At 68.2% G+C, this 23,866-nt stretch carries 24 protein-coding genes and 1 pseudogene; 11 read left to right on the top strand and 14 right to left on the bottom strand.

Annotated elements, in window-relative coordinates; genetic code table 11:
* Positions 1 to 388: 388 nt before the first annotated feature.
* Positions 389 to 1,429 (top strand): IS110 family transposase, encoded by a 1,041-nt coding sequence (locus tag WD271_07780; protein MEX1007733.1) that lies wholly within the window; start codon positions 389 to 391, stop codon positions 1,427 to 1,429.
* A gap of 757 nt (positions 1,430 to 2,186) precedes the next feature.
* On the opposite strand, the gene WD271_07775 is transcribed toward WD271_07780, so the two are convergent.
* Both WD271_07775 and WD271_07770 read right to left on the bottom strand, forming a co-directional pair.
* The gene (locus tag WD271_07775) at positions 2,187 to 2,555 is read right to left on the bottom strand and encodes an SRPBCC family protein (protein ID MEX1007732.1); all 369 of its coding nucleotides are present in this window, start codon (positions 2,553 to 2,555) and stop codon (positions 2,187 to 2,189) included.
* 24 nt (positions 2,556 to 2,579) lie between these two features.
* Entirely contained in the window at positions 2,580 to 2,756 is a 177-nt protein-coding gene (locus WD271_07770; GenBank protein MEX1007731.1) for a hypothetical protein, read from the bottom strand.
* A 76-nt stretch (positions 2,757 to 2,832) separates the two neighbouring features.
* Here WD271_07770 and WD271_07765 point away from each other — a divergent pair.
* Positions 2,833 to 3,676, top strand: a pseudogene (locus WD271_07765) (hypothetical protein).
* Between the two features lie 46 nt (positions 3,677 to 3,722).
* Entirely contained in the window at positions 3,723 to 4,973 is a 1,251-nt protein-coding gene (locus WD271_07760) for an amidohydrolase family protein (GenBank protein ID MEX1007730.1), read from the top strand.
* A 71-nt stretch (positions 4,974 to 5,044) separates the two neighbouring features.
* On the opposite strand, the gene WD271_07755 is transcribed toward WD271_07760, so the two are convergent.
* Genes WD271_07755 through WD271_07735 form a run of 5 tightly spaced genes read right to left on the bottom strand, consistent with a single transcriptional unit; the run spans position 5,045 to position 8,255 of the window.
* A complete protein-coding gene (locus WD271_07755) occupies positions 5,045 to 5,719 on the bottom strand; it encodes a maleylpyruvate isomerase N-terminal domain-containing protein (protein MEX1007729.1) in 675 nt (224 codons plus the stop codon).
* A complete protein-coding gene (locus tag WD271_07750; GenBank protein MEX1007728.1) occupies positions 5,719 to 6,144 on the bottom strand; it encodes a VOC family protein in 426 nt (141 codons plus the stop codon). The genes WD271_07755 and WD271_07750 overlap by 1 nt, the downstream gene beginning before the upstream one ends.
* Positions 6,145 to 6,199: 55 nt before the next feature.
* Complete coding sequence (locus WD271_07745) at positions 6,200 to 7,150, bottom strand: DUF952 domain-containing protein (GenBank protein MEX1007727.1); 951 nt, start codon at positions 7,148 to 7,150, stop codon at positions 6,200 to 6,202.
* The gene (locus WD271_07740) at positions 7,147 to 7,659 is read right to left on the bottom strand and encodes a hypothetical protein (GenBank protein MEX1007726.1); all 513 of its coding nucleotides are present in this window, start codon (positions 7,657 to 7,659) and stop codon (positions 7,147 to 7,149) included. Before WD271_07740 ends, WD271_07745 begins: the two co-directional genes overlap by 4 nt.
* On the bottom strand, positions 7,656 to 8,255 hold the full coding sequence (locus tag WD271_07735) for an HAD-IB family phosphatase (protein MEX1007725.1): 600 nt from the start codon (positions 8,253 to 8,255) through the stop codon (positions 7,656 to 7,658). Before WD271_07735 ends, WD271_07740 begins: the two co-directional genes overlap by 4 nt.
* 58 nt (positions 8,256 to 8,313) lie before the next feature.
* Here WD271_07735 and WD271_07730 point away from each other — a divergent pair, with 58 nt between their 5' ends.
* From WD271_07730 to WD271_07705, 6 genes are read left to right on the top strand one after another with little or no spacing between them, the layout of a single operon-like run.
* The gene (locus tag WD271_07730; protein MEX1007724.1) at positions 8,314 to 9,486 is read left to right on the top strand and encodes an acyl-CoA dehydrogenase family protein; all 1,173 of its coding nucleotides are present in this window, start codon (positions 8,314 to 8,316) and stop codon (positions 9,484 to 9,486) included.
* A 40-nt stretch (positions 9,487 to 9,526) separates the two neighbouring features.
* Complete coding sequence (locus WD271_07725) at positions 9,527 to 10,432, top strand: LLM class F420-dependent oxidoreductase (protein ID MEX1007723.1); 906 nt, start codon at positions 9,527 to 9,529, stop codon at positions 10,430 to 10,432.
* A 51-nt stretch (positions 10,433 to 10,483) separates the two neighbouring features.
* Positions 10,484 to 11,623, top strand: coding sequence for an LLM class flavin-dependent oxidoreductase (locus WD271_07720; protein ID MEX1007722.1), 1,140 nt, complete (start codon positions 10,484 to 10,486; stop codon positions 11,621 to 11,623).
* Positions 11,620 to 12,420, top strand: a complete 801-nt coding sequence (locus WD271_07715) for an SDR family oxidoreductase (protein ID MEX1007721.1) — start codon at positions 11,620 to 11,622, stop codon at positions 12,418 to 12,420. Before WD271_07720 ends, WD271_07715 begins: the two co-directional genes overlap by 4 nt.
* Complete coding sequence (locus tag WD271_07710) at positions 12,417 to 13,415, top strand: GDSL-type esterase/lipase family protein (GenBank protein MEX1007720.1); 999 nt, start codon at positions 12,417 to 12,419, stop codon at positions 13,413 to 13,415. Before WD271_07715 ends, WD271_07710 begins: the two co-directional genes overlap by 4 nt.
* Positions 13,412 to 14,212, top strand: a complete 801-nt coding sequence (locus WD271_07705) for a glucose 1-dehydrogenase (protein ID MEX1007719.1) — start codon at positions 13,412 to 13,414, stop codon at positions 14,210 to 14,212. Before WD271_07710 ends, WD271_07705 begins: the two co-directional genes overlap by 4 nt.
* A 10-nt stretch (positions 14,213 to 14,222) precedes the next feature.
* Here WD271_07705 and WD271_07700 read toward each other — a convergent pair whose 3' ends face one another.
* The 4 genes from WD271_07700 to WD271_07685 form a co-directional block, all read right to left on the bottom strand.
* Positions 14,223 to 14,615 (bottom strand): hypothetical protein, encoded by a 393-nt coding sequence (locus WD271_07700; GenBank protein ID MEX1007718.1) that lies wholly within the window; start codon positions 14,613 to 14,615, stop codon positions 14,223 to 14,225.
* 69 nt (positions 14,616 to 14,684) lie between these two features.
* A complete protein-coding gene (locus WD271_07695; protein ID MEX1007717.1) occupies positions 14,685 to 15,173 on the bottom strand; it encodes a ClpX C4-type zinc finger protein in 489 nt (162 codons plus the stop codon).
* A 182-nt stretch (positions 15,174 to 15,355) separates the two neighbouring features.
* Positions 15,356 to 16,285, bottom strand: a complete 930-nt coding sequence (locus WD271_07690) for an NAD-dependent epimerase/dehydratase family protein (GenBank protein MEX1007716.1) — start codon at positions 16,283 to 16,285, stop codon at positions 15,356 to 15,358.
* Entirely contained in the window at positions 16,285 to 16,917 is a 633-nt protein-coding gene (locus WD271_07685) for an ATP-dependent Clp protease proteolytic subunit (GenBank protein ID MEX1007715.1), read from the bottom strand. Before WD271_07685 ends, WD271_07690 begins: the two co-directional genes overlap by 1 nt.
* 136 nt (positions 16,918 to 17,053) lie before the next feature.
* Here WD271_07685 and WD271_07680 point away from each other — a divergent pair, with 136 nt between their 5' ends.
* Together WD271_07680 and WD271_07675 are read left to right on the top strand one after the other, a co-directional pair.
* Positions 17,054 to 17,392: an SRPBCC domain-containing protein gene (locus WD271_07680; protein MEX1007714.1), complete on the top strand. Its 339-nt coding sequence runs from the start codon at positions 17,054 to 17,056 to the stop codon at positions 17,390 to 17,392.
* Positions 17,389 to 17,715, top strand: coding sequence for a metalloregulator ArsR/SmtB family transcription factor (locus WD271_07675; protein MEX1007713.1), 327 nt, complete (start codon positions 17,389 to 17,391; stop codon positions 17,713 to 17,715). Before WD271_07680 ends, WD271_07675 begins: the two co-directional genes overlap by 4 nt.
* Before the next feature lie 21 nt (positions 17,716 to 17,736).
* On the opposite strand, the gene WD271_07670 is transcribed toward WD271_07675, so the two are convergent.
* Genes WD271_07670 through WD271_07660 form a run of 3 tightly spaced genes read right to left on the bottom strand, consistent with a single transcriptional unit; the run spans position 17,737 to position 23,850 of the window.
* The gene (locus tag WD271_07670; protein ID MEX1007712.1) at positions 17,737 to 18,387 is read right to left on the bottom strand and encodes a hypothetical protein; all 651 of its coding nucleotides are present in this window, start codon (positions 18,385 to 18,387) and stop codon (positions 17,737 to 17,739) included.
* A gap of 16 nt (positions 18,388 to 18,403) precedes the next feature.
* A complete protein-coding gene (locus WD271_07665) occupies positions 18,404 to 19,633 on the bottom strand; it encodes an alpha-hydroxy acid oxidase (protein ID MEX1007711.1) in 1,230 nt (409 codons plus the stop codon).
* Positions 19,630 to 23,850 carry a DEAD/DEAH box helicase gene (locus tag WD271_07660; GenBank protein MEX1007710.1) on the bottom strand — a complete coding sequence of 1,407 codons (4,221 nt, stop codon included), beginning with the start codon at positions 23,848 to 23,850 and terminating at the stop codon, positions 19,630 to 19,632. Before WD271_07660 ends, WD271_07665 begins: the two co-directional genes overlap by 4 nt.
* Positions 23,851 to 23,866: the final 16 nt, after the last annotated feature.

The following is a 23,866-nucleotide window of genomic DNA, read 5'->3' as shown; positions in this document are numbered from 1 at the left end:
CAGAACATCGGGCGCTGCACGACCGAACCGATCGGTGTGGGTGCGGTCGCTCACGATGTAAGAGCTAATCCTCTGACGGCGCCTCCGTGTTGACGAGGCCGCGCTTGCCTGCCTCCGTGACTTCTACGTTGCGAACGTAAACACGCCGCTCCTCGGACCTGCGCCGACGCGACGACGTGGGCTGTGACCTGCGAAACACTGCTCGGTAGTTCGCGTCCGTCCCCAACGTTTTTCGGAGTCCCGCGGACTTTTCGCGGACAGAGGTTCGGCGACCGAACCTGCGACGGCAACGATACCGGGAGTGATTCCGAGTGGTCATGAAGAGGGGCCTCCCCGGTGAGAGCTTGTGGGTTCTCATCGGAACCAGTCACCAAGGAGGCCCTGGACCATGTTGCACGCTGGATTGGATCTGAGCAGAAAGCGCCTCGAGGTTCGCGTGTTGGACGAGCCGGGCGAGACGATGTTGGAGTCGTGGACGCCACCGGATCGTGATGGGCTGTCGAGTCTGGTTCGTCGTGTCGGGGTGTTCGGCGAACCGGTGCGCGGAGTGATCGAGGCGATGAACGGCGCTCGCTTCGTGCACGATCATCTCGAGCAGCTCGGCTGGGATGTCGATATCGCGGACGCGGCGAAGGTGAAAGGGTTGGCGCCGTTGGCGTGCAAGACCGACCGGATCGACGCGTGGGTGCTCGCCGAGCTGTCGCGCCGTGATCTGGTCCCGGCGATCTGGCTGCCCACCCCGGGGGTGCGCGGCGAACGGGAACGGGCCCGCTGGCGGCTGCATCTGGTGAAGCGCCGCACCGCGCTCAAGAACCGGGTGCACTCGATCCTGATCGCGTTCGGCTACCCGAAACTCGCATCAGATCTCTTCGGTCTCGCGGGCCGCGCCCAGCTCGAGCGACTCGAGTTCCCCGAACCGTGGCGTTCCAACCTGGTGGGCGCGTTGCGGCTCATCGACGAGCTCGACACCGAGATCATTGGCTGTGAACGCGAGCTTCGTCGCCTGGGTGCCGATCATCGCTATGTCGAGTTGTTGGTGACCGCACCCGGGATCGCCTGGGTGCTCGGCTACACCATCGCCTCCGAGATCGGTGACATCAACCGGTTCGCGTCGGCGAAGAAGCTCACCGGCTACACCGGCCTGTGCCCGAAAGTCGACCAGTCCGGCGAGTCCGACTGGCGGGGACCGCTGGCCAAGAACGGCCCACGCTATCTGCGCTGGGCGCTCATCGAAGCCGCGGTGCACGCCGCGCAACATCCCTGTTATCGGCCTCACTACGAACGCACCAAGCGTCGCTGCGGCAAACAGCGTGGCGCCAAGATCGCCCGCGTCGAGATCGCCCGCAAACTCGCCACCGCGATCTGGCACATGCTCACCCGCGGCGAACCCTTCGCTCCGACAGGCCCCGACTACTCCCTGACCGCTTGACGGTCCTCTTCCGAGTTGGGCTACCGGAGCGTCCCACCAACCAAATCCTCCTTCGAGCAGGCAATAGAGAGATGACGGACACCACCCACCCGTACCCCGCGCGACCACCACCACGAAACCCTTGACACCCCGCCCCTCTTCATAGAGGGAGTAGTCGCGGGAGTAGTTCCGGGAGCGGAGCGGTCCAGCTTCGCGCGTGTACAAGCGCGAGGCGTGACGGCGCTGTCCGTCGGCGACCGTGAGCGAAGGCTTGCTGGTGTAGATCGGTTGCGAGTTTGCCGCTGATGGCCGAGTTCAGGGGCCGCCGTGTTCCTGCGCTCGGGACGCGACGACTAGGCCGGCGTTCCAGCCCGGTGCGCGCCCACCCGATGGTGGGCCCATCGCGGTCGTCCATAGGCCGGCGCGTGCCAGGAGCCAGGACACGAGTGAGTTCGAGTTCCACATCTCGCCAGCACGCAGCTCGTCGCGTCCCCACGTGCAGATCGGGAAGCGGGGGCGAGTTCGAGGACCCTTGTCAGCAGCGTCGCGAGAGGAGCCTTGTCAGCAGCGTCGCGACGAGTGCTGACGCGGACAGGGCCGCTTACCGCGGCTGCTATGTCAGGAATCGAGCCGTCCCGCCAGCAGCACACCTCGTAACGAAACAAACGCGATCGCCCGAGGAGTCGTGTGCCAACGGGTCCCTCGGCGACGACGCCACGGTCACCGTGTTGGATCCACACGGGCGCTATCTCGACACAGGTAGTCACGCCGCCTGTGGCTATTTCGAGCGCGGAGTGGAAGAAGTTGTGGCGAGGTCGGCGCTCGCGCGCCGCCGCGATTGCCTCGTACAGCCGGCCACTCCAGGGCACGAGCTCGCCATGACGCGGCCCGCCGCGGTCACGCGAAAGGAGAATCGGCGACCGGGCTCCGCGTCGACGACCGTCGCCACGGTGTTCCACTTCTTCGTGCCGTTGCGGTTCGTGCCGCGGAACCTCGCGCCTGGCTGCGGGCCCGTCGCGCCCCCCAGCCACGTGCCGCCCACGTTCTCGGGCGACCACTCGCCCATTCGGGTCACGTCGGAGACCATCGTCCACACCTGCTCCGCGGGCGCGTCGACGTCCCGGGTCACGCTCACCTGCTCCGTCACGTGCCGCAGCATATCGATCGGGTTTCACAGCTGTCCTCGAAGGACGACCGCGACATCCCAGCGATGCAAGCCCATCGCGCGGCCCTCGGCCGTCCGGTTGCCCGTTCCTGTGTTGACCGAACTGTCGTGTAGCCGACTCTTGACGAACACCGGCAGGTGCGCGCGGTCGCTTCCGAGGAAGCTCGTGGTGCGACGCGTCATTGTCCTACCGCCCATTTGCAATCGCGAGAATGGCCCTACTGTGCTGGACAAGCTGCCGGAAAGTCGAGGTGTTGAGATGCCCGATGACATTCGCGACGTTCCGACCGAGGAGTACTGGGAGCGGTTCGAGAAAAAGTGGACCGGGCTCCTGAGCTATCGCTACCTCGGGAGACGGCACGGGGTGCTCGACACCGGCGTGGAGCGGGAAACCATGGTGCTCCGCAGCGACATGCGGAACCCCGCCGGCGGCATCATGGCCGCGCCGTTGTGCATCGCCTCGCCCGAGTCGGGTGGGATGGCCGACGACCTGTTCGTGCCCAACCCGGTGATCGCGTCGATGCAAGTGATCGACGACGCACGCGACGTGCGCGAGATCGAGATCCTGCGCGAGACAATCCGCGTCGGGCGGCAGATGGGCTTCAGCCGTTCGAAGATCGTCGATGCCGACAACCCGGATCGGCTGATCGCGCTGTCGGAAGGGTCGGGGGTGAGCATCGGCCAACCGCCGCCCGGCTTCGAGCACGTCGACAATCCTGTGATCGACGTCGTCGACTCACCGTCGCTTCCGCCACTGCACGTCGCGTTCGGGGCGCAGCGACGCGCTCCAGGTGTGTGGGAGTTGCCGGAGCTCAGCGACGAGCTATCGTCGCCGGACGCGGCGTTGCACCTCGGGCCGATCCATGTGGTGTTCGAAGCGGCGGCGATGGACCTTGTCGCACACGAGGCGGACCGACGCGGTGCAGGTCGAGGACTGGCACGTGATGTTCGTCGCGCGCGGGAAGGTCGGGCCCTTCCGTGCGAGCGGCGAGGCCACCACCGGCACCGGTGGGCGAATCGGGTGTCGCCTGTCGCTGCACGACGAAGGCAACGAGGATCGCGTGATCACATCAGGGTCAGCGGTGTTTCGGACCTCGCCGTAGGCTGACGGCAACGAAGCAGTGGTGGGACGAGTGTGGGGGAAGCGCGATGAGCGACGCAGCCGAGCGCCAGCGGTACACGGTGATCTCGTCGGACGGGCACGCCGGTGCGCCGATGGAGCTGTACAAGGGGTACCTCGAGTCGAGCCTCCACGACGAGTACGAGGCATGGCGTGCCGAGTTCCAGAACCCGTTCGGTGACCTCGTCGACACCGAGTCTCGCGACTACAAGCGCAACTTCGACAGCTCGATCCGCCAGTCCGACATCGAAGCCGACGGCATCGCCGGCGAGATCCTCTTCCCGAACACCATCCCGCCGTTCTTCAACGGTTCACCCTTCTTCGGTGCGCCCGACCCGAAGGACGCGCGCGAGCTCGAACTCCGGTGGGCAGGAATCCGCGCGCACAACCGGTGGCTCGTCGACTTCTGTAGCGAGGTGCCGGGTCGTCGCGCGGGGATCGCGCAGATCTTGCTCGACGACGTCGACACCGCGGTTGCCGAGCTGCAATGGGTGAGGGAGCAGGGCTTGATGGGTGGCGTCCTGTTACCCAACCCGAACGCTGACTCGTCAGTGGCGCAGCTGCACGCACCCGTCTACGAACCGCTTTGGACGGAGTGTGAATCGCTCGGCGTGCCCGTCAACACTCACGGCGGCGGCGGGGGACCGAGCCTCGGCGCGTATCCGTCCACACCGGTGATGATGTTCCTCGAGTTCGGCTGGTACGCACAGCGTCCGCTCGTGCGACTGCTCTTCAGCGGAGTGTTCGAGCGTCACCCACGCTTGAAGTTCGTGATGACCGAGACCGGCAACTCGTGGGTGCCCGACCTGCTCGAGCATCTCGATTGGTTCTGCCACCAGATGCGCACTGCACGGCCGAACTCGGTGGAGGCGCACTTCGGCGGCCCGACTATCGGTGAGCTCTCGCTGAAGCCGAGCGAGTACTGGGCACGCCAGTGCTACCTCGGTTCGAGCTTCATGGGCCCGAAGGATTGCGCGCTTCGCTACAAGACGGGACTCGACCGGGTGATGTGGGGCGCGGACTATCCGCACGCCGAGGGCACGCATCCGTACACGATGGAGGCGTTGCGCTACACGTTCGCGGGCGTCGACCCGACCGAGGTGGCGATGATGCTCGGCTCGAACTGCGCCGCCGCGTACGGGTTCGACGTCGACGCGCTCGACGCCGTCGCGGCAGAGATCGGCCCGAGGGTCGACGAGGTCGCGCAGCCGTTCGACCCGAGCCAGATCCCCCAGGACTCGACGTCCATGGTGTTCTTCCGGGAGCCACTACCGGCGTGATCCAGCCGTTCCCGTAGGCTTTCGCCGTGCCCGACCCCGCTGCATCGGGCGCGCTCGTCGCCGAGTAGGTCCTACCGCACGCCCCGCCAGCTGTTTGTTTCGGTGTCCAACTCGAACGAAACCGGTGGGCGCCGAAAGACGCGGATCTCGCCGTCCCATTCGTCGAGCGGCGCGCACTGCCAGCCCCAATTCTGCGGGCGATCAGGCTGGCCGGGCAGCGATGCGCGGCCGTTCGACCAGAGCAGGGTGAGCCAGGTGGGCGTGTCGCGCGGCGCCCACGGGAACAGCCGGTCGAGCACCTTGCGGGCGAGCGGTTCGGGCGGGTCGTACGCGAGACCGAGACCGGCGGCGGCGTCGGCTCCGTGCACGATCACCTCGTCGACCGCCATCGCGAGGAAGCCGGACACGTCGGCCATACCCCCTTCGTGATACGCGCGCGCGGTGCCGGGCGACCCCGCGGCCACGATCGCGAGCATGCGGGCTGTCGCCGGCAGTAGCCGGAGCACTTGCTCGTTCGTCGCGTCGATAGCCATGTCGAGGATCAACGGCAACCACGTTGTCGTCTGGCTCGCGAGATGGCCCGAGTAGTACGTGACCGCCGAGGCGGAGTGCAGGACCGTGGTCCTCACGTCCCAGTCGAGCCTGCCCGCGGGCACGCTCCAATCAGCGTCGGTGGCGGGTGCGAGCGTCGCCGCCACGTGGTTGGCTGCCTCCACGATGTCGTCGGGGAGCAACGAATCGGCCATCAGCCGAGAGCTTGCGACGAGCGCGGCGCGGGTGCGACGAGCTCGATGGCGTTGCCGTCGGGGTCGCGCAGCTGCAGAGACGGCTTGCCGAGCTCGAGGACGATCCCGTCGTGATCGATGCCCGCACTGGTGAGGTGATCGGCCCACTCTTCCAAGATCGAGCCGTCGGGTACGGCGAACGCGAGATGATCGAGCGCGGTGTCGGCGCCGTCCGAGACGGAGACCTCACGCATTGACAACACGATTGCCACTCCGCTCGGCTTGTGGCGGAGCGCAACGTAGCCAATCGAGTCGTCGGCCGCGAACCGCTCGACTCCCAGCACCGTCGTGTACCACTGCTCACTCGCGCGCACATCGGTCACGAGGAGCTGCACGTGCGAGAAGCCCGTCATCGGCGAAGACGGCGAAGAGACCGACTCGGTCACGCGCTCATCATGGCAGGCCGTTGGCCGACATGACGACGAAGCGACGGATCCTACGTCACGATCGGAGCTGGGCTATCCACGGGCTCGTCGGATGGGCGGTCTCGAGCGCGATGGCCAACCAGTCGCGTTCCTCGGGCTCGAGCAGGGGCAACGCAGTCTCGAAGTCGTTCGCGGCGCGCTGCTCGATTGGGCCGGGCGCCTTGTAGAGCAGCGCGACCGGGAGCGAGAGGAACGAACCAGGCGGTCCGAGCTCCTCGAGTGGGAGCGACACACGGGGATCGCGGCGGTAGTGCCAGGTTCCGGCGTGGGACGGTTCGAGCAGGAACTCGACGACCGAGGGGTCGACCGAGAATTCCTGCCAGCGCAGGTCGACGCCGTCGTCGACGCGGGTCCAGAGGCACGCCTCGTCCGGTTCGAGCGGCGCGCCCCGCCACCGCCTCCACGTGTTCGGCTCGGCGATCCGGACGTCGCGACCGCGCAGATGTGTCCAGAGGGACGGCAGGTCTTGGCGCAGGACGGCAACGTCGACATCGTGGTGTTCACGAATGGCACGACCCGCACGCGCGTCGATCGCCCAACCACCGGCGATCCACCATGCTCCGGTGTAACCGTCCATAACCGCTCTCGTCTGCTCGAGCACTTCGTCGAGTGTGTCGGGCGACACGCGGATCTGCTCCCGGATCGAGTCGGGGAGGAGGAAGCTGCCGTCGGGCTCGGGCGGGAAGTCGACGACCGAGCTGATGGCAGCGATGGGTATCGGTCCGTACACGTGTGGGAAACGGCTGCCTCCGACCGGCTCGTCACGAACGCGGTTACCCAGGATCGCGCGATCGATGGAGAGCAGCACCAGATCGCGTTGTCCCGGGACGGCGAGCGCTGCGACGCGCGCGACCTGGTGCGGATACGAGCAGTGGATGAAGCCCTCGCGGTCCAGCGAGTCCGCGACGTAACTGCCGCCGGGCGCGAGTGCTTCCCACGCCGACTTCGTCGTGAAGTGGAGGATCACGCGAGGACCCGAAGTGCCTCGGTCTGCCACGGCGACTCGGGCCAGCCGGGCCTTCCCCGCAGTTTGTGGACGGCGTCGAGCCAGACCGCGACCGCGTTCGGTTCCCTCCCGAGCGATACGAGCACCGCGCCGATCACCGTGCCCGTCCGTCCGGTACCACCGGCGCAGTGAACGATCACGCCCAGACCGTCGTCGAGGAGTTCCCGCGTCGCGACCGCAGCCTCGGTGACGCGCAACCACTCAGCGCTCGCGTCAGCCGGCGCGAGCGCTCCGTAGAGATCTTGGAGCTCGAATCCCTGCCACCGAAGCGCGGTGGCGTCGTATACAACCTCGGTGCCGGCGAGACACACGATCGCGCTCACGTCGCGCGCTGCCGCGAGGCGTGCGAGCGGGAAGCCGTTACGTGGCCGCGGCATCCCACCGAGGGCCAGAGGTTCGCGTGCCGCCCACCAGATCCCGTCGACATCGGGGTCGAGCGCGTTGCGCGGGTCGAGCAGGTCGAAGGTCATTCCAGCACCACGCGCGCGACGTCGCGGATGTCGGCGTCGGGCAGGTGGACGGTACGCGGCGGCAGACCGTGGATCCATTCCTTGCCGACGAAGATCGGGATCCCGACGACGTCGAGCATGGGGAGGTCGCGCGCACCGTCGCCCACTGCGGCGATCTCATCGTGTGGCACACCGAGCTCCTCGATCCAGGAGGCCTTGTCCTCCGCGAACACGTGGTCGATCCGACCGTCGGCATGCAGCGTGGTGCCCAGGCATCGGTCGATGTCGAGCATTTCCGCCATCGCTTCCACCCCGAAGCGCCAGGTGATCGAAGCGATCGCGAGATCGACGCCGCAGTCGCGCAGCAGCGCGCAACCTTCGAGGGCACCGGGAGCGAGGTCGGCGTCGAGGCAGAGCGCGCGCAGCGTGTCAACTGGCACGTCCCGGTACCACGTAGCCATCTCCTCGCGGGCTGCCACGATCTCCGGCCGCGATCCGGCGCCTTCCAGGGTGCGCATCCGGTCACGCTGCCCGAGGCCCTCGGCCACGACCTCACAGATCGTGGGGCCCCGGATGAGTGTGCCGTCGAGGTCGAACACCACGAGTCGGACGCCCATGGGCCATTTTGACATCCTTTGACTTGTCGCGACCCCAGCGGGCTGTTTCAATCCCCGTATGGAGATCGACCTTCCCGCCGAAGATGATCCGCGCCGCCTCGAAGTGCGGGCCTGGTTCACGGAGCACCCGCGCCCGACGGCGCGGCAGCTTGTCGACGCCGGGTACGTCGTGCCGCACTGGCCCTTGCCCTACGGGCTCGACGCGGAGCCCGAGCTCCAGCTCATCATCGACGACGAGCTGAAGCGCGCCGGAGTCGCGCGCCCGATGAACCCGATCGGGATCGGCCACTGCGGCCCGATCCTCGTCGCGCTCGCCTCCGACGAGCAGAAGGACAGGTACATCTGGCCGATGCTCACCGGAGAAGACATGTGGTGCCAGCTCTTCAGCGAACCGGGGGCGGGATCCGACCTCGCCAACCTCAGCACTCGCGCCGAGCGCGACGGCGACGTGTACATCGTGAACGGACAGAAGATCTGGACTTCGCTCGCCGACACCGCGAAGTACGGGATCTTGATCGCGCGCACCAACTCGAACGTGCCGAAGTACGTTGGCATCTCCTACTTCATCATCCCGATGAACCTCGAGGGCATCGAGGTGCGGCCGATCCGCAACATGACCGGCGGCGCCGGCTTCAACGAGGTGTTCTTCACCGACGTACGCGTGCCCGCCGAGAACCTCATCGGCGAGGAGAATCGCGGCTGGGGCATGGCGAAGACCACGCTTGCAAACGAGCGCGTGTCACTGTCTACCGGCGGTGGTCTCCAGTGGGGGCACGGTCCGAGCGCACAGGACCTCGTCGCGCTCGTTCGTGACCGCGGCGGTGCGCCGAACGCGGTGCTGCGCCAGCGCCTCGTCGGCGCGTTCATCGAAGGCGAGATCCTCCGCTATCACAAGCTGCAACTCATCTCGGCCCAGGTCAACAAGCAGCCGGGCCCCGACGCGTCGTTGCGCAAGGCGCTCGCCGATCCGCACGGCAAGCGTGTGTTCAACCTCGCGAAAGACCTGATGGGCGCCCACGGGATGCTCAACGTCGACCCCTCGCTGGACCAGGAGTGGTACCAGTGGGCCGGCGGCTTCCTCTTCAGCCCCGCGCTCACGGTCGGCGGCGGCACCAGCGAGGTGCTCCGCAACATCATCTCCGAGCGCCTGCTCGGGCTCCCGCACGATCCCGACGTCGAGCAGGGCAAGACCTGGGCCGAGACCGGCGGCAACGTCACCGCGCGCGGCTGATCCGGCGGCCCGCGCGATTCGTCGTAACGAGGGGGAGAGCATGAAGTTCTGGGCGTCGACGGCGTTCTCGCCGCCCGATCACTATCTACCGCTCGCGAAGGCCGCCGACGAGGCGGGCGTGCACGGGATCATGATGTCTGACCACATCTTCTACCCGCGCGATCTCTCGACGCCGTATCCGTACTCGGCCGACGGCAAGCCGATCTGGCCGCCGGAGACCGCGTGGCCCGACAACTGGGTGACGATCGGCGCGATGGCCGCGGTCACCGAGCAGCTGCAGTTCGGGACGTCGGTCTACATCGCGCCCGCGCGCGACCTGTTCACCGTCGCCAAGCAGGTCGGCACCGCGGCGGTGCTGTCGGGGAACCGCGTCAACCTCGGTGTCGGCGCAGGTTGGATGCGCGAGGAGTTCGCGCAGACCGGGCAGCGGTACGACAACCGCGGTCGTCGCCTCAACGAGATGATCGCCGCGCTGCGTGCGCTCTGGAGCGGCGGGTGGGTCGAGTACCACGGCGAGCACTACGACTTCGATCCGCTGCAGATCGAGCCGTCGCCCACGCAGCCGGTGCCGATCTGGTGCGGCGGCCACTCACGCCCAGCCTTGCGTCGCGCGGCGCGCCTGTGCGACGGCTGGCTCGGCAACGCGTACCCCATCGAGGAGTGCGAGCGTTACGTCGGCCTGTTGCAGAAGGAGCTCGACGAGGCCGGCCGCGCCGGCGAACCGTTCGAGATCATCCTCGGCGTGCAGGCCGCGCCCACCCCCGACGTGTGCGAGCGGATGGCCGCCATCGGTGTGACGGGCCTCATGTGCGTTCCGTGGATGCAGATGTTGCCCGACGATCACGGCGAGATCGCCGGCGCGCAGCGCGGCACCGAGATCGGTCGCAAGATCGAGGCCACCCACCTCTTCGCCGAGCAGGTCATCAAGCCCGCCGCCGACATCTGAGAATCGGCGGCGCGATAGCGTCGGGCGCCAACCGCGCACCGGGAGACGGGGATGAAGCTCGACCTGCTGTACGAGATCGACGTGCCGAAGCCGTGGGCGAAGCCGCACCCGTACGGGCAACGCGAGGCTGAGCAGGCGGCGTACCGGGAGGCGCTCGAGCAGATCAAGCTGGCCGACACGCTCGGCTTCAACTGCTCGTGGCACGTGGAGCACCACTTCCGCGAGGGTCGCTCTCACTCGCCGGCACCCGAGGTGTTCATCGGCGCGCTGTCGCAGTGCACCGAGCACCTGCGGCTCGGCTTCGGCGTCACGCTCATGCCGCACGCGTTCACGCCGCCGATGCGCGTGGCCGAGAAGGTCGCGACGGCCGACATCCTCTCGGAAGGGAGGATCGAGTGGGGCACCGGCCGGTCCACGCCGATGGAGCAGGCCGCGTTCCACGTGCCCCGCGACGAGAGCCGCGACCAGTGGCAGGAGGCAATCGAGGCCGTCGTGCAGATGTGGGAAGACGAGTACTTCGAGTTCCACGGCAAATACCTCGACTTCCCGCGCCGGATGGTCACGCCCAAGCCGGTGCAGGACCCGCACCCACCGTGCTGGATGGCGGCGACCTCCGACGGCAGCGCCGCGGTTGCGGGCAAGCTCGGGCTCGGGCTGCTCTCGTTCTCGATCCTCCAGCCCCTCGACCGGATGTCGCAGCACATCGCGCAATACCGCGAGGCCGCCGCGAACCCGGAGCCGATCACCCGCGTCACCACGAACAAGGTGGCGGCCTACACGCTCGTGCACTGCGCCGAGACGATGGCCCAATGTGAAGCGAACGGCATCTGGGACTCGGTGTGGTGGTGGTACAAGAACCTCGCCGAGTTCACGCTGGAGTGGGAGTTCCCCAACATTCCCGAGAGCGAACGCGACAGCATCTTCCCGCTCCTGAAGCGCCAGATCGAGGGCAACTTCGAAGCGCAGGAGTTCAGCGACGCCGACATGATCATCGTCGGCGATCCCGACCACTGTCTACAGAAGATGCTCCACTACGCGGAGCTCGGGGTCGACCAGCTGATCTGTTACGTGCAGTTCGGCCACCTCGAACACGACACGATCATGCGCACGATCGAACTCCTCGGCACCGAGGTCATCCCCGAGTTGGAACGGCGCGACGTCGCCGTCGATGTCTCGGTGACGGCGTCATGACCCGCACCGACGACACTCCTGTTCCCGACTACCCGGGCCTGCTGCGCCTCGACGGAAAGCGATTCGTCGTACTCGGTGCCGGCCAGGGGATCGGGCGCCAGGCGTCGCACGCGCTCGCGTCGGTAGGGGCGCGGCTCGCGTGTGTCGACGTCGACCCTGATCTCGCGCACGACATCGCCGCCGAAGTCGACGGTATCGGCCTCTCGGGCAACGCGATCGATCGCGCCGACGTCGAGTCGCTCTTCGCGGATGCCACCACGCAGCTCGGCGGTATCGACGGCGTCGTCGACATAATCGGGATGGCGCGTTACGCCAACATCACCGAGATGACCGACGAGGAATGGGACTGGCACTTCGACATAGTGCTGCGCCACGCGTTCCTGGCCATGCAGCACGGTGCTCGAGCGATGGAAGCGAGTGGCGGCGGCGTGATGGTGTTCGTTGCGTCGGTGTCGGGCATCACGTCCGCGCCCCGTCACTCGGCGTACGGCGCGGCGAAGGCCGGGCTCATGTCGCTCGTGCGGACGGGCGCGGTGGAGCTCGGGCCGTCGGGGATCCGCGTGAACGCGGTCGCGCCCGGTGTGGTATGGACGCCCCGCGTGTCGGCGTTCCTCGGTGAAGAGGGCCGCGGGCTCAACACCGACAACACACCGCTTCGTCGGGTCGCGCAGCCGGCCGACATCGCCGCCGCGATTCTGTTCCTTGCATCGGATCTCGCTGCATACGTCACGGGCCAGACGCTCTCTGTCGACGGCGGCGTCGGGGCCAAGTTCCCGTACCCGATGGGGAACTTGTGACCGCTGCCGACCCCGTGCAGCCGTACGTACGCGGCTGCGCGTGGCCGGGGACCGACGAGATCCCGTACCCGCGGGCCGATCCCGACGATCTCGCGCGCTTGCCCGGCGACACCGTGGCGACGGCGCGGCTTCCGGTGAGCGTCCGGCTCGAGCTCATCGGTGACGCGGAAGCTGTCGAGCTCGCCTACACCACGCGCACCGACGACTTCGGCTACCGCGGTCCGGGTGCGGGTACGACGTTCACCGTCGTGCGCGCCGGGAAGCAGGTCGACGAGCAACCGGCGGTGCTCGGCGAGGGCACGGTCCGCCTCGGACTTGGTGGTGATGTATCCGACGAGCGCGCGATCGTGTACCTGCCCGAAGGGATGCAGCCGATCGTGCTCTCGATCAGCGCTCTCGGCGGCGCGATCGAGCCCGCGCCACCACAGCGACGCTGGATCGCGTACGGCGACTCGATCGCGGAGGGTTGGATCGCGTCCGGCCCCGTGGGTGCGTGGCCTGCGGTCGCGGGCCGCGACTACGAGCTCGACGTGGTGAACCTCGGCTACGCGGGCGCGGCGCGGGGTGAGATCGTGTCGGCGGAGCAGATGGCGAAGCTCGACGCCGACGTGATCTCGATCTCGCACGGCACCAATTGCTGGACGCGCATTCCGTTCTCTTCGTCGATGTTCCGTGAGAACACCCGCGGGTTCCTCGACATTGTGCGCGAGGGGCATCCCGATATCCCGGTCGTCGTGACCAGCCCGGTGCTCCGACCGGACGCCGAAGCCACACCCAATCGGCTCGGTGACACGCTCGGCGACCTGCGCGTCGCGATGGAAGAGGTGACGCTCGAACGCATCGCCGCGGGCGACGCCGCACTCACGCTCGTACGCGGTGGCGCGTTGCTCGAGCCTCACCACCTGCCTGACGGTATCCACCCTGGCGACGAGGGCCATCGTGTTCTCGCGGCTGCCTTCGGTGGTGCCGTCCGCGACGCACTGGAGGGAACATGACCGATCCACGTGATGCGTTCGACTTGGACGGCCGGGTTGCCGTCGTCACGGGTGCGGCGAGTGGGATCGGTGCGGCGAGCGCACGGATGCTCGCGGCGGTGGGTGCGACGGTCGTGTGCGCCGACGTCAATGCCGATGGTGCCGAGAGGGTTGCTGACGCGATCCGGTCCGACGGTGGCCGGGCGACCGCGGCGCAGTGCGACGTCTCGGTCCAGACGGAAGTCGACGACCTCGTCGAGCGCGCCGCGGCTGACCACGGACGAGTCGACGTGATGGCGAACATCGCCGGCATCATCCACGAGAGTCTCGTGGTCGACACGAAGGAGGACGATCTCGACCGCGTGCTCGGCATCAACCTCAAGGGTGTGTTCTTCGGGTGCCAGGCGGCGGCGCGGGTGATGATCGGGCAGGGCTCGGGCAGCATCATCAACATGTCGTCGGGTGCCATCGACGTGCCCGCGCCGAACATCGTGTGTTACGCGATGGCGAAGGCGGCGGTCGCGCAGCTCACGAAGACGTTGGCGGTCGAGGTGGGTCCGCTCGGCGTGCGCGTCAATGCGATTGCTCCCGGCTTCATCATCACGGGCATGACCAGCCGCCACTGGCGCCAGCCCGACGGCACCATTGACGAAGCTGTGAAGGAACAAGTTACGATGCCGATGCGCGAACGGTCGACGCTCGGTCGAGTCGGCGAGCCCGACGACATCGCCTACGCGGTGCTCTACCTCGCGTGCGACGCCGCGAGCTTCATGACCGGCCAGATCCTCCGCCCCAACGGCGGCGTCGCCATGCCCTGATCCTGACCGGTCAGGAACAGACCTTCGTCAGGTACTTGTCCCAAACGATTGTTGCCTTGGTGAACTTGACCGTGTCTTTCGCGGTGATCACCTGGAGCGCGGCGTTCGCGCTTCCGGCCTTTCCGACCTTGTCGAAGTAATCCGCCATCGTGTTGATCGCGGCCTTCACGTTCGCCGGCGTGCCCTTCGCCGCGCTCTTGAACGCCTTTGCCGCGTTCTTCCACGCCGACTTCTTGAACTTCGCCGGGGATCCGAGCGAGCTCAAGTCGGGTCCCGTGAGGGTCACCTGCGCGCACCTCTCGGCGTCCGTCGCCATCGATACTGAAGCGTCGGCGGTCGGCGCGAGCGTGGCCATAGCTCCGACGGTGGTCGCTCCCGCGACGAGCATCCTGAACGAGTGCATGCGTGCGCCCCTCCATCGGGACATCTGGCGTTGGGCAGCGCATCCTAATCGCGATGCCGTGAACTCTGACTACGTCACCGGTGCGAAGCGCGTCTCGGCATCTTCGGCAGGAATGCCCAAGGCCTCTCCGATACGGTCCCAGCCCACACCGCGGTCACGGAGCCGCCGGACCTGTGCGTTGAGATCGTCCACCACGTCGTGTGCGGTTCTCGCGATCCCCGGCAGGAGGGAGAGCAGCCGGTCGGCGGGCCAGTCGGCGAACGCGTAGCCGCGCTCGGCTCCCGCCGCGGGCGCGTTGCCTTCCCCGGCGAGAAAGTAGTTGCACAGGCGGATGCAGTCGTCGCAGATGTACACGCCGGGTCCGGCGATGAGCTTCGCCACCTCGTGGTTCGTCCTCGTGCAGAACGAGCACCGGGCGATGATGTGGGCGTCTGGAGTGGTCATGTGTGGTTCCTCCACGGGATGGATCGGGAAGTGACGGCGCGCGGAGGTGTACGACTCGCCGGTCTTTGCCGCGCGGGCTCGAACGAGCTGTTTCAGTCGCTTCCGCTTCGTCATCCGGGCTTCCACGGCCAGGGAAACGTCCCCCAGCGACGCGCCCGGCCGGATCTCCGGACGGCGACCCGGGGACACGCGTTCCCCTTTGCCTCCGGGTAGTTGGCCTCGCTGGGGGAGGTCGATGGAGGTTCGGCGCGGGTCTCGCCGACGCGCATCATCCCCTCTGGGTCAGCGTGTGTCAATCACGCGGCCGGCGGGTTGGCGCGTTCCCACACGACGGTCGAGCGAATGCCGTCGGAAGGGTCGACCGGCTCCGTGTAGCCGAGCACGGTGCGGATCTTGGCGGTCTCGAGCGTGAGGTCTTGGCGCCAGTCGAGTCCCGAGAACGGGCGAGGGGGCATCTCGCCGGCGGGTTGGGTGACGATCTCCCCGTGCCAACCGACGACCGCGGCCACTTGCTCGACCCATTCACGCTCGGTGTACGCGTACTGCTCAGCCACGTTGAACACTTCGCCGGCGGAACGGTCGAGTGTCACCGCCAGCAGGGCGGCGTGCGCGACGTTCGCGGCGTACGCGCGAGCGAAGCGCCACGTGTCCTCGCCGTCTTCCAGCAGGATGACCGGCGCATCATCGACCATCTGCTGCACATACTTCGACAAGCGACGATCGCCCGGGCCGTAGATCGCCGGATAGCGGAGCACCGTGCCCGGGAGACGCGTGTCGCGGAGCACCTCGGCCTCGACCCAGCGCTTCTCGTATTCCTCGCCGTGGATCGACAACCTCTCGCGTAGCGGGGCGTCCTCGCGAAGAGGGACCGGATCGGGAGAGCCCGGCTCTGTGCGATGGATTCTCCCGAACGCGCGGTACACGTCGGCGCTGCTCGGAACGACTACACGGCCCGCGTGCCCACCGAACGTGTCCATGAACGCGCGTCCGTCGTCACGCGTGAACGCCACCATGTGTACGACCACGTCGGCATCGAGCGCGCGGAGCTCGCTGCCGAGCGCACCATGTAGGTCTGCCTTGTCGCCATGGATGTGCGCGACCTCGGGTGGCAGGGGCGCTTCGTGCTCGCCCCGATGACACAAGAACACCTCGTGACCGGCGCTGACGAGTGCTTCGACGAGAAACGGTCCACTTAGATGGGTACCGCCAATGACGAGAACGCGCACTACTGCGGCTTCGAGCCGTTGGACGACACCGTGGTCGGATGGAGCTCTCGGGGCTCGACGACGTGGTCGACGAGGCCGTACGCGACCGCGTCGGCGCCGCGGAGGATGTAGTCGCGGTCGATGTCTTGTCGAACGCGCTCCTCCGTCTGACCCGAATGGCGCGCGAGGATCTCGACCATGTGGTCGCGCTGCACGATCACCTCACGCGCCCAGATCTCGATGTCGACCGACTGTCCTTGCGCGCCGCCGTGCGGCTGGTGGATGAGGATGCGGGAGTGGGGGAGGGTATTGCGCTTGCCCGGAGCGCCGGCGGCGAGCAGCACCGCGGCCGCCGAAGCGGCCTGTCCGACGCACGTCGTCTCGATGTCCGCGTGCACGTACTGCATGGTGTCGTAGACGGCGAAGAGCGCGTTCATGTCGCCGCCGGGGCTGTTGATGTAGAGCTTGATGTCCTTGTCGGCGTCCTCCGATTCGAGGTGCAGCAACTGGGCGACGATCAGGTTGGCGATCTGCTCGTCGATCGCGCCCGTGAGGAACACGACCCGGTCCTTCAGCAGCCGGGAATAGAGGTCGAAGGCGCGTTCGCCGCGCGGGCTCTGCTCGAGGACGGTGGGGACGAGGAGTTGGGACACGGCAACCTCCATATCGAACTGGCGTGCGATCGGGCGAGACGCAACTGATTGGTTGCACTATCCTGGCGCATGAGTCCGGGAAGTGCAACTATATGGTTGCGGATCCAAAGGTTCGGGATGATGGCGGAGGCGCTGCATGGAGCACGTCGAGCGTGAGATCAGGCTGCCGAGCTCCAGTGAAGAGGTCTGGAGGGCGGTCGTCGACCCGGCGCGGCTGGGCGGGTGGTTGGGGGGCGAGCTCGACATCGTGGCGCGCCCCGGGGCGCGCGGGAGCTTCCGCTCAGCCGACGGTGCGGCACGGCGGGTGATCGTCCTCGCGGTGGACAACGGTCACCAGTTGTCGTTCGCGTGGTGGCCGGAGACCGCGGCGGGCTCGTCGAGCACGGTGACGATCACGGTCACTGGCGACGTCGACGGCGGCTCGGTGGTGCGTGTCCGCGAGACTCGCGCGCAGGCCATGCTCGCCACGGCATGACCACGCGTGACGACAAGATCGGTGCGGTGTTCTCCGCGCTGTCGGACGCGACACGGAGGTCCGTGCTCGGCGAGGTCGCGCGCGCGGAGTCGGTAACTGCGACGGAGCTCGCGGAGACGATTCCCGTCAGCCGCCAGGCCGTGGTGAAGCACCTTCAGGTACTGGGGCGCGCCGGTCTCGTCACCTCGGCGCGCGACGGTCGCGAAGTGCGCTACTCCTTTGCCGCGGCTCCTCTCGCCGACGCCGCGCAGTGGATGGCCGAAGAGGGTGCGAACTGGGACGACCGGCTCGAACGGCTCCGTCGTTCCTTCGACCGCCGGTGATGGGCCGACCGTGGATGACGGTCAGCCGAACTTGGGCGGATGCGCGAAGAACGGTTCGAACACGTAGTCGAGCTCGATTGTCTGGCCGAACACGAGCATGCCGTAGGCGAAGAGGTCGGTCTTCACGAAGCACTGCACCCAGTAGTCGGCAAACGCCGGGCGCTCGTCGCCGGTGAACGCGGGCGACGCCGCGATGCGAGCATCGACCGCGTTGTCGAGGTGCGGTCGTGCCCGATACTTCGTGATCTCGACGCGTCCGTGTAGCGGACCGCCTTCGCGCGCGTCGGTCTCGATCGTGAGCAGCGTCTGCTCGAGTGCTTCGAGCTCGGCGTAGCGGATTCCGATGTGCGACGCCGCTTCGGGCGCGTCCCTCTCGAGCTGTGCGAACGAGGTCGCAGCCGGAGCCTCACCGATGGCGCCGATCCCGAGCTGCTCCTGGATCGCGCGTTCGAGCTCCTCCTGCGCCGGACCGACGCGAGCAAGGAACAAGATGTTGTCGGCGTAGTTGGCCGATCCGTCGTCGACGAGCACCGTGCAGAAGCCGTCGGCGCCGGGTCGCGGGCCATTGTCGACGAGCGTGCATCCGAGATCTTCGAGGAGCCGGCGCGACCCGGCCTCATCGCCCGGTCGGTAGTGCAGCGCAAGGTGGCCGAGGGTTCGAGCGGTGGTCACGCGCCGAAGGCTATGCCTACGAGACGAGGTCGCGCGTGATGTCGCCGACGGTGCTCGCGCCGATCAACGCCATCGTGCGTCGGACGTCGCGATCGAGGATCGCCAACGCGTGCGTGACGCCCCGTTCACCGCCCGCCGCGAGTCCGTAGAGGTGCACACGCCCGGCCATGCACGCGCGTGCGCCGCGGGCGACGGCCTTCACGATGTCGCCGCCGCGCCGCACGCCGCCGTCGCAGATGATCTCGAGCCGATCGCCGACCACATCGGCAACCGGCTCGACCAGATCGACGATGGCCGGTGACGAGTCGAGTTGCCGTCCTCCATGGTTCGACAGCGCGATGGCCTCCACCCCGGCGTCGGCCGCGACCTTGGCGTCGGCCACGGTCTGGATGCCCTTGATCACGATGGGGCCGTCCCAGACTCCGCGCATCCAGTCGATGTCGCGCCAGGAAAGAGAGGGGTCGAATTGTGTATTGATGTAGTCGGCGATCGCCACCGGGCTGCTGCCGTCGCCGACGTCGCGTCCGACGACGTTGGCGAACCGGATCGGATCGGAGCGGACGAAGTGCCAGGTCCAGGCCGGGTGCAACGCGCCGTCGATGATCGTGTCGATCCCGAGCTTGGGAGGCATCGTGAAGCCGCGACGCACGTCACGCTCGCGTCGCCCGAGAACTGCGGTGTCGACCGTGACCACGATCGCCTCGTACCCCGACGCCGCGGCGCGCTCGATCATCTCCTTGACCATGCCGCGGTCTCGCCAGACGTACACCTGGAACCAGTGCGGTCCGGTGGCCGCGGCGGCGACCTCCTCGATGGAGTACGTGCTCAGCGTCGAGAGTGTGTACGGGAGGGCGGCGCGCGCCGCAGCGCGCGCGGTTGCGAGCTCGCCGTCGGGATGCACGCTGCGCGGGAACCCGGTGGGCGCGAGGACGAGCGGTATCGGCAACGGGCGGCCGAGCAGCGTGGTCGACGGGTCGACGGTGCCGACGTCGCGTAGGACGCGCGGCCGGAACTCGATCCGCCGGAACGCGGCGGTGTTCGCGGTGAGAGTGATCTCGTCTTCCGCGCCGCCGTCGACGTAGTCGAACACGCCGCGCGGTAACCGTCGGCGCGCTATCTTCCGGTGGTCAGCTATATCGGCGGCGCGCGCGAGGCGCCGCGCGACGGGATCGAGCTCGATCCGCCGGAACTGCATCACCGAGCGCAAGGTCTCGACGGATCGCCGGATCCGTTCGCTCGCGTTCACGCGCTGCGCGCCTCGGCGGCAACGAGCTCCTCGGGGACGCCGTCGACGTACACGACCTGGCGGGTGCGGACCGCCGGCACCGTCGTGCCGGGAACCACCACCCCAACGAGGTTGAGGGGATCGGTTGCGTTCAGTACGACGCGCTCACCGGAGCGTTCGAGCTTGCGAACCTGGGCGAGCTGCTCGAGCGCGTGGGGGAGTGCGTACTGCTCGCCGGTGAAGCCGGTGACGAACCGTCCGCCGCGCACGAGCCCACGGTCTTCCAGCCGGCGCAACGCCCACTGGATATCGCGCCACGGGAAGCGCACCGAATCGCGGAAGGCGACGTCGCGGAATATCACACCCCAGCGGTTGAGGAGGAGTTCGGCGACGGCTTCCGCGAGCTCGTCGCGGTCGATGTCGGTGCCGGTCGCGGGAACGAGTGACCAGCGTCCGGCGGCGGGCCCCGGCGCGCGGGAGCCGCGCAACAGTCGCGACAGCCGCCGGGCATCGGTGCCGTTGCGGCTGCCGTTCACACGGGCGCGGATCGCGCCGAACCCGTCGGCAGTGAGCAGGCCGCGCGCGACGCCGTCCCAGAGCGCGCGCTCGATGTCTTCAGGGAGACGGTTCGTCGCCTCACCGAGCTCGGTGGCGAAGCACGCCCCGCGCTCGCGCAACACCTCGACCACCTCGGCAGTCGCGCCCACAGCAGGTTCGGCCGGGTCGCCACTGCCACTCCGAGCCGCTTCCAGCAGCCAACCCAGATCGTTGCGGAACACGATGGTGATCGGCGTGGCCTTCGACGGGGCGCCGGCAGGGGTGTTGGCGTCGTCGCGCGCTCGTGGCGTGAGCCGGAGCCAACCGACCTCGCCGTCGTGGCAGAGGCGGTCGAGCCAGGCGGGGTCGTAGTTGCGGAGACGGCGCGCAAGCAGGTCGGGTTCCCACGCGACCGCCGCGGCCTCGTAGCCCTGGAGCTGTTCGAGCGCGGCCGCGAGGCCGGGTTCGCCGGCGAGCTGGGTGCCGGGCGCGACGTGCTGCCACCGGAGGAGGAAGCGCATGAAGTCTTGCGCGGTGGCGGGCTCGACACCCTGACGGCGCGTGCGTCGCGAGTAGGAGTGCATGCGAGCGAGCAGGCGCCGTGACACCCACTCGGTGCCCGGCGCGTCCCCAGTAGTGGTGGAGGTGTAGCGCCCTTGCAACGCGAAGCCTTCGTGTTCGAGCACCGCGAGCCCGGCTTCGACACGTGACACGGTCAGCGTGGTGACGTCGGCGAGCCGGTCGACCGAAGTGATGCCGGCGATCTCGAGGTGGCCACGCAAGACGGTGGCGATCGCGCCCTCTTCGCCTGCGATGGCGCGGTCGGCGTCGCCGGACGCCTCCGTGGTACACCAGAGTTCGATGCCCTCCCGCTGGAGCACGCGCCCTCGCCCGCGCGTGACGAGCTCGTCCCAATACTCACGCCACTCGTCGCGTGCGCGGGTGACGACGAGCGAGCTCAACAGGTCGTGCAGGTCGTCGGCCGTCGACGGGTCGGGCTTGATCTCGGAGTGGACCTGGGAGATCGCGGCCGGTTCGAGCGCGCCGATCGACGCGAGGTCGACCGACAACCCGCGTCGCAGCGTGACCGCGTTCGTGCGGCGGTTCTGGAACTCCTCGTCGTCGAGGAACGCGTACGGCCGCGCGGTGAGGATCTCGTGTGAGAGCACCGAAGGCTCCGTGGTCTCCGCGAAGTGCACGGTGACCTCGGCGTTCTCGATTCGCTCGAGAAGGGCGCGCAGGCCGTCGGCATCGAGCCCCTCGTAGAGGGTGTCGGCGATGGTCTGGCGGACGAGCACGTGGTCGGGGATCTCGATGGGGCCGACGGCGTTGTCCTGGCAGGCCGCGGCCTGCGGGAACACCGCCACCATGAGGTCGTCGGCCTCCATCCGCTGGATGGGAGGCGGGTTCTTCCGCCCGGCGCGGTTGCGCAGGACCATGAGCGAGCGGTTGAGGTTCCAGCGCCAACGCGCCTGGAACATCGGGGAGTCGAGGATCGCGTGCTCGAGGGTGTCGTCGATCGCCTGGCTGCTCAGATAGCGGGGCACGTCGGCGAGGGGGAAGCTGTGGTGCGGGCCGAGCGACAGCACGACCGCGTTGTCGGTGGCCGCCGCTTGCAGCTCGAAGTTGAACGTGCGGCAGAAGCGCTTGCGGAGCGCGATGCCGAGCGCGCGGTTGATGCGCCCGCCGTACGGCGAGTGCACGACGAGCTGCATGCCACCGGTCTCGTCGAAGAACCGTTCAAGCACGAGACAGTCGAGTGTGGGCATCGCGCCGAGCACTGCGCGGCCGACCGCCAGGTAGTCGACGACCATCGTCGCCGCCTCGGGGCCGATGCCGGTCGTGTTGATGAGCCACGCGCGGGCGCCGTCGGGATCGCCACGCGCGAGAAAGCCGTCGACCCGCTTGCGGAGTTCCGACACCTCGGCCGACAGCTCGTCGGTACGCGCCGGTGCCTCGCCCATCCAGAAGGGAACAGTGGGCGCGGCGTCGCCGGCGTCTCGCACCCGCACCACCCCGGCTTCGATCCGTCGGATCTGCCAGGAGTGGGTACCCAGCAGGAAGATGTCGCCCGCCATCGACTCGACCGCCCAGTCTTCGTTGACGGTGCCGATGAAGGTGTCGTCGGGCTCGGCGACCACGCGGTAGTCGCCGTTCTCGGGGATGGCGCCACCCGACGTGAGCGCGGCGAGCCGAGCGCCCTTGCGGCCGCGTACCTCGCCGTTGATCGCGTCGTGGTGTACATACGCGCCGCGCGTGCCGCGGCCGGTCTGGATGCCGTCGGAGACGAGCGCTACCACTTCGTCGAACTCGGCGCGCTCGAGCTCGGCGAACGGCGCGGCACGCCGCACGAGTGCAAAGAGATCGTCGGTACGCCACTCCTGCGCGCCGACCTCGGCCACGATCTGCTGGGCGAGGATGTCGAGCGGCACGCGCGGCAGTTGGATGGCGTCGAGCTTGCCGGCGCGCACGGCAGCAAGGAGTGCGGTGCACTCGACGAGCTCGTCGCGGGTCATCGGGAACAGCCGACCCTTCGGTGTGCCGGCGCGACTGTGGTTGGAGCGGCCGACGCGCTGGAGGAAGGTGGCGATGCTGCGAGGTGAGCCGATCTGGCACACGAGCTCGACCGGGCCGATGTCGATGCCGAGCTCCAGCGACGCGGTGGCGACGAGGGCGCGCAGGTCACCGGCGCGGAGGCGAGTCTCCACCCGGTAGCGGCGGTCCTTCGAGAGGCTGCCGTGGTGCGCGGAAACTGCACCGTCACCGAGGCGCTCACCGAGCTGATGGGCGAGCCGCTCGGCGAGTCGGCGCGTGTTGACGAACACGAGCGTGGTGCGGTGTTCGCCCACGAGCTCGGCGATCCGGTCGAGCACGTCCCCCATCTGCTCGGCGGACATGACGGCTTCGAGCTCACCTTCGGGGAGCTCGAGCGCGAGGTCGAGATTGCGTTGGTGGCCGGCGTCCACGATCTGCGGGATGGGCCGGGTGCCGACGAGCAACCGAGCGATGGTCTCGACCGGTCGCTGAGTCGCGGAGAGGCCGACGCGTTGCGGTGGCCGGTCGCAGATGGCTTCGAGCCGTTCCAGCGTGAGCGCGAGGTGCGCGCCGCGCTTGTCGCGCGCGACCGCGTGGATCTCGTCGACGATGATCGTTTCGACGGTCTTCAGCAGCTCGCGTCCGCGCGCACTCGTGACGAGCAAGTACAGCGACTCTGGCGTGGTGACCACGAAGCTCGGCGGCCGGCGCAGCATCGCGGCGCGCTCGGAGCTGGTGGAGTCGCCGGTGCGGACGGCCACGCGCAGTTTGGGCGCGTCGAAACCGATCTCCGCGGCGACGGCGGCGATCTCGGCGAGCGGCCGCTCGAGGTTCTCGGCGATGTCGACGGCGAGCGCCTTCAGGGGCGACACGTAGACGACCCGTGTCGAGCCCTCGATCTCCTCGCCCTGCTCGTGCGCGCGGTACAGGCGGTCGATGCACACGAGGAACCCGCTGAGCGTCTTGCCTGACCCGGTGGGCGCGGCGATCAGCGTGTCGTGGCCCGCGGCGATGCGGGGCCAGCCCTCCGCCTGCGGTGTGGTGGGCCCTTCGGGAAAGCGGCGCCGGAACCACTCCGCGACGGCAGGGTGGAACCCGGCCAGCGCCGGGTGCGGATCACCCGCGACCGTGGGCCCCAGCGTGAGCTGCCGTGACGGGGAAGTCATCGGTGCCTATTCAACC

Source organism: Acidimicrobiia bacterium (assembly GCA_040880805.1).
Lineage (GTDB): Bacteria > Actinomycetota > Acidimicrobiia > IMCC26256 > DASPTH01 > DASPTH01.
The sequence above is the reverse complement of the archived record's forward strand: the minus strand, read 5'-3'. Positions and strand labels throughout refer to the sequence as shown.

Coding starts and splice junctions, on each gene's coding strand:
- WD271_07735 (MEX1007725.1), bottom strand. CDS start 8,255: ATGGGCGTCCGACTCGTGGTGTTCGACCTCGACGGCACACTCATCCGG.
- WD271_07675 (MEX1007713.1), top strand. CDS start 17,389: ATGACCACGCGTGACGACAAGATCGGTGCGGTGTTCTCCGCGCTGTCG.
- WD271_07770 (MEX1007731.1), bottom strand. CDS start 2,756: ATGACGCGTCGCACCACGAGCTTCCTCGGAAGCGACCGCGCGCACCTG.
- WD271_07725 (MEX1007723.1), top strand. CDS start 9,527: ATGAAGTTCTGGGCGTCGACGGCGTTCTCGCCGCCCGATCACTATCTA.
- WD271_07740 (MEX1007726.1), bottom strand. CDS start 7,659: ATGACCTTCGACCTGCTCGACCCGCGCAACGCGCTCGACCCCGATGTC.
- WD271_07705 (MEX1007719.1), top strand. CDS start 13,412: ATGACCGATCCACGTGATGCGTTCGACTTGGACGGCCGGGTTGCCGTC.
- WD271_07780 (MEX1007733.1), top strand. CDS start 389: ATGTTGCACGCTGGATTGGATCTGAGCAGAAAGCGCCTCGAGGTTCGC.
- WD271_07715 (MEX1007721.1), top strand. CDS start 11,620: ATGACCCGCACCGACGACACTCCTGTTCCCGACTACCCGGGCCTGCTG.
- WD271_07760 (MEX1007730.1), top strand. CDS start 3,723: ATGAGCGACGCAGCCGAGCGCCAGCGGTACACGGTGATCTCGTCGGAC.
- WD271_07720 (MEX1007722.1), top strand. CDS start 10,484: ATGAAGCTCGACCTGCTGTACGAGATCGACGTGCCGAAGCCGTGGGCG.
- WD271_07730 (MEX1007724.1), top strand. CDS start 8,314: ATGGAGATCGACCTTCCCGCCGAAGATGATCCGCGCCGCCTCGAAGTG.
- WD271_07700 (MEX1007718.1), bottom strand. CDS start 14,615: ATGCACTCGTTCAGGATGCTCGTCGCGGGAGCGACCACCGTCGGAGCT.
- WD271_07695 (MEX1007717.1), bottom strand. CDS start 15,173: ATGACGAAGCGGAAGCGACTGAAACAGCTCGTTCGAGCCCGCGCGGCA.
- WD271_07660 (MEX1007710.1), bottom strand. CDS start 23,850: ATGACTTCCCCGTCACGGCAGCTCACGCTGGGGCCCACGGTCGCGGGT.
- WD271_07755 (MEX1007729.1), bottom strand. CDS start 5,719: ATGGCCGATTCGTTGCTCCCCGACGACATCGTGGAGGCAGCCAACCAC.
- WD271_07680 (MEX1007714.1), top strand. CDS start 17,054: ATGGAGCACGTCGAGCGTGAGATCAGGCTGCCGAGCTCCAGTGAAGAG.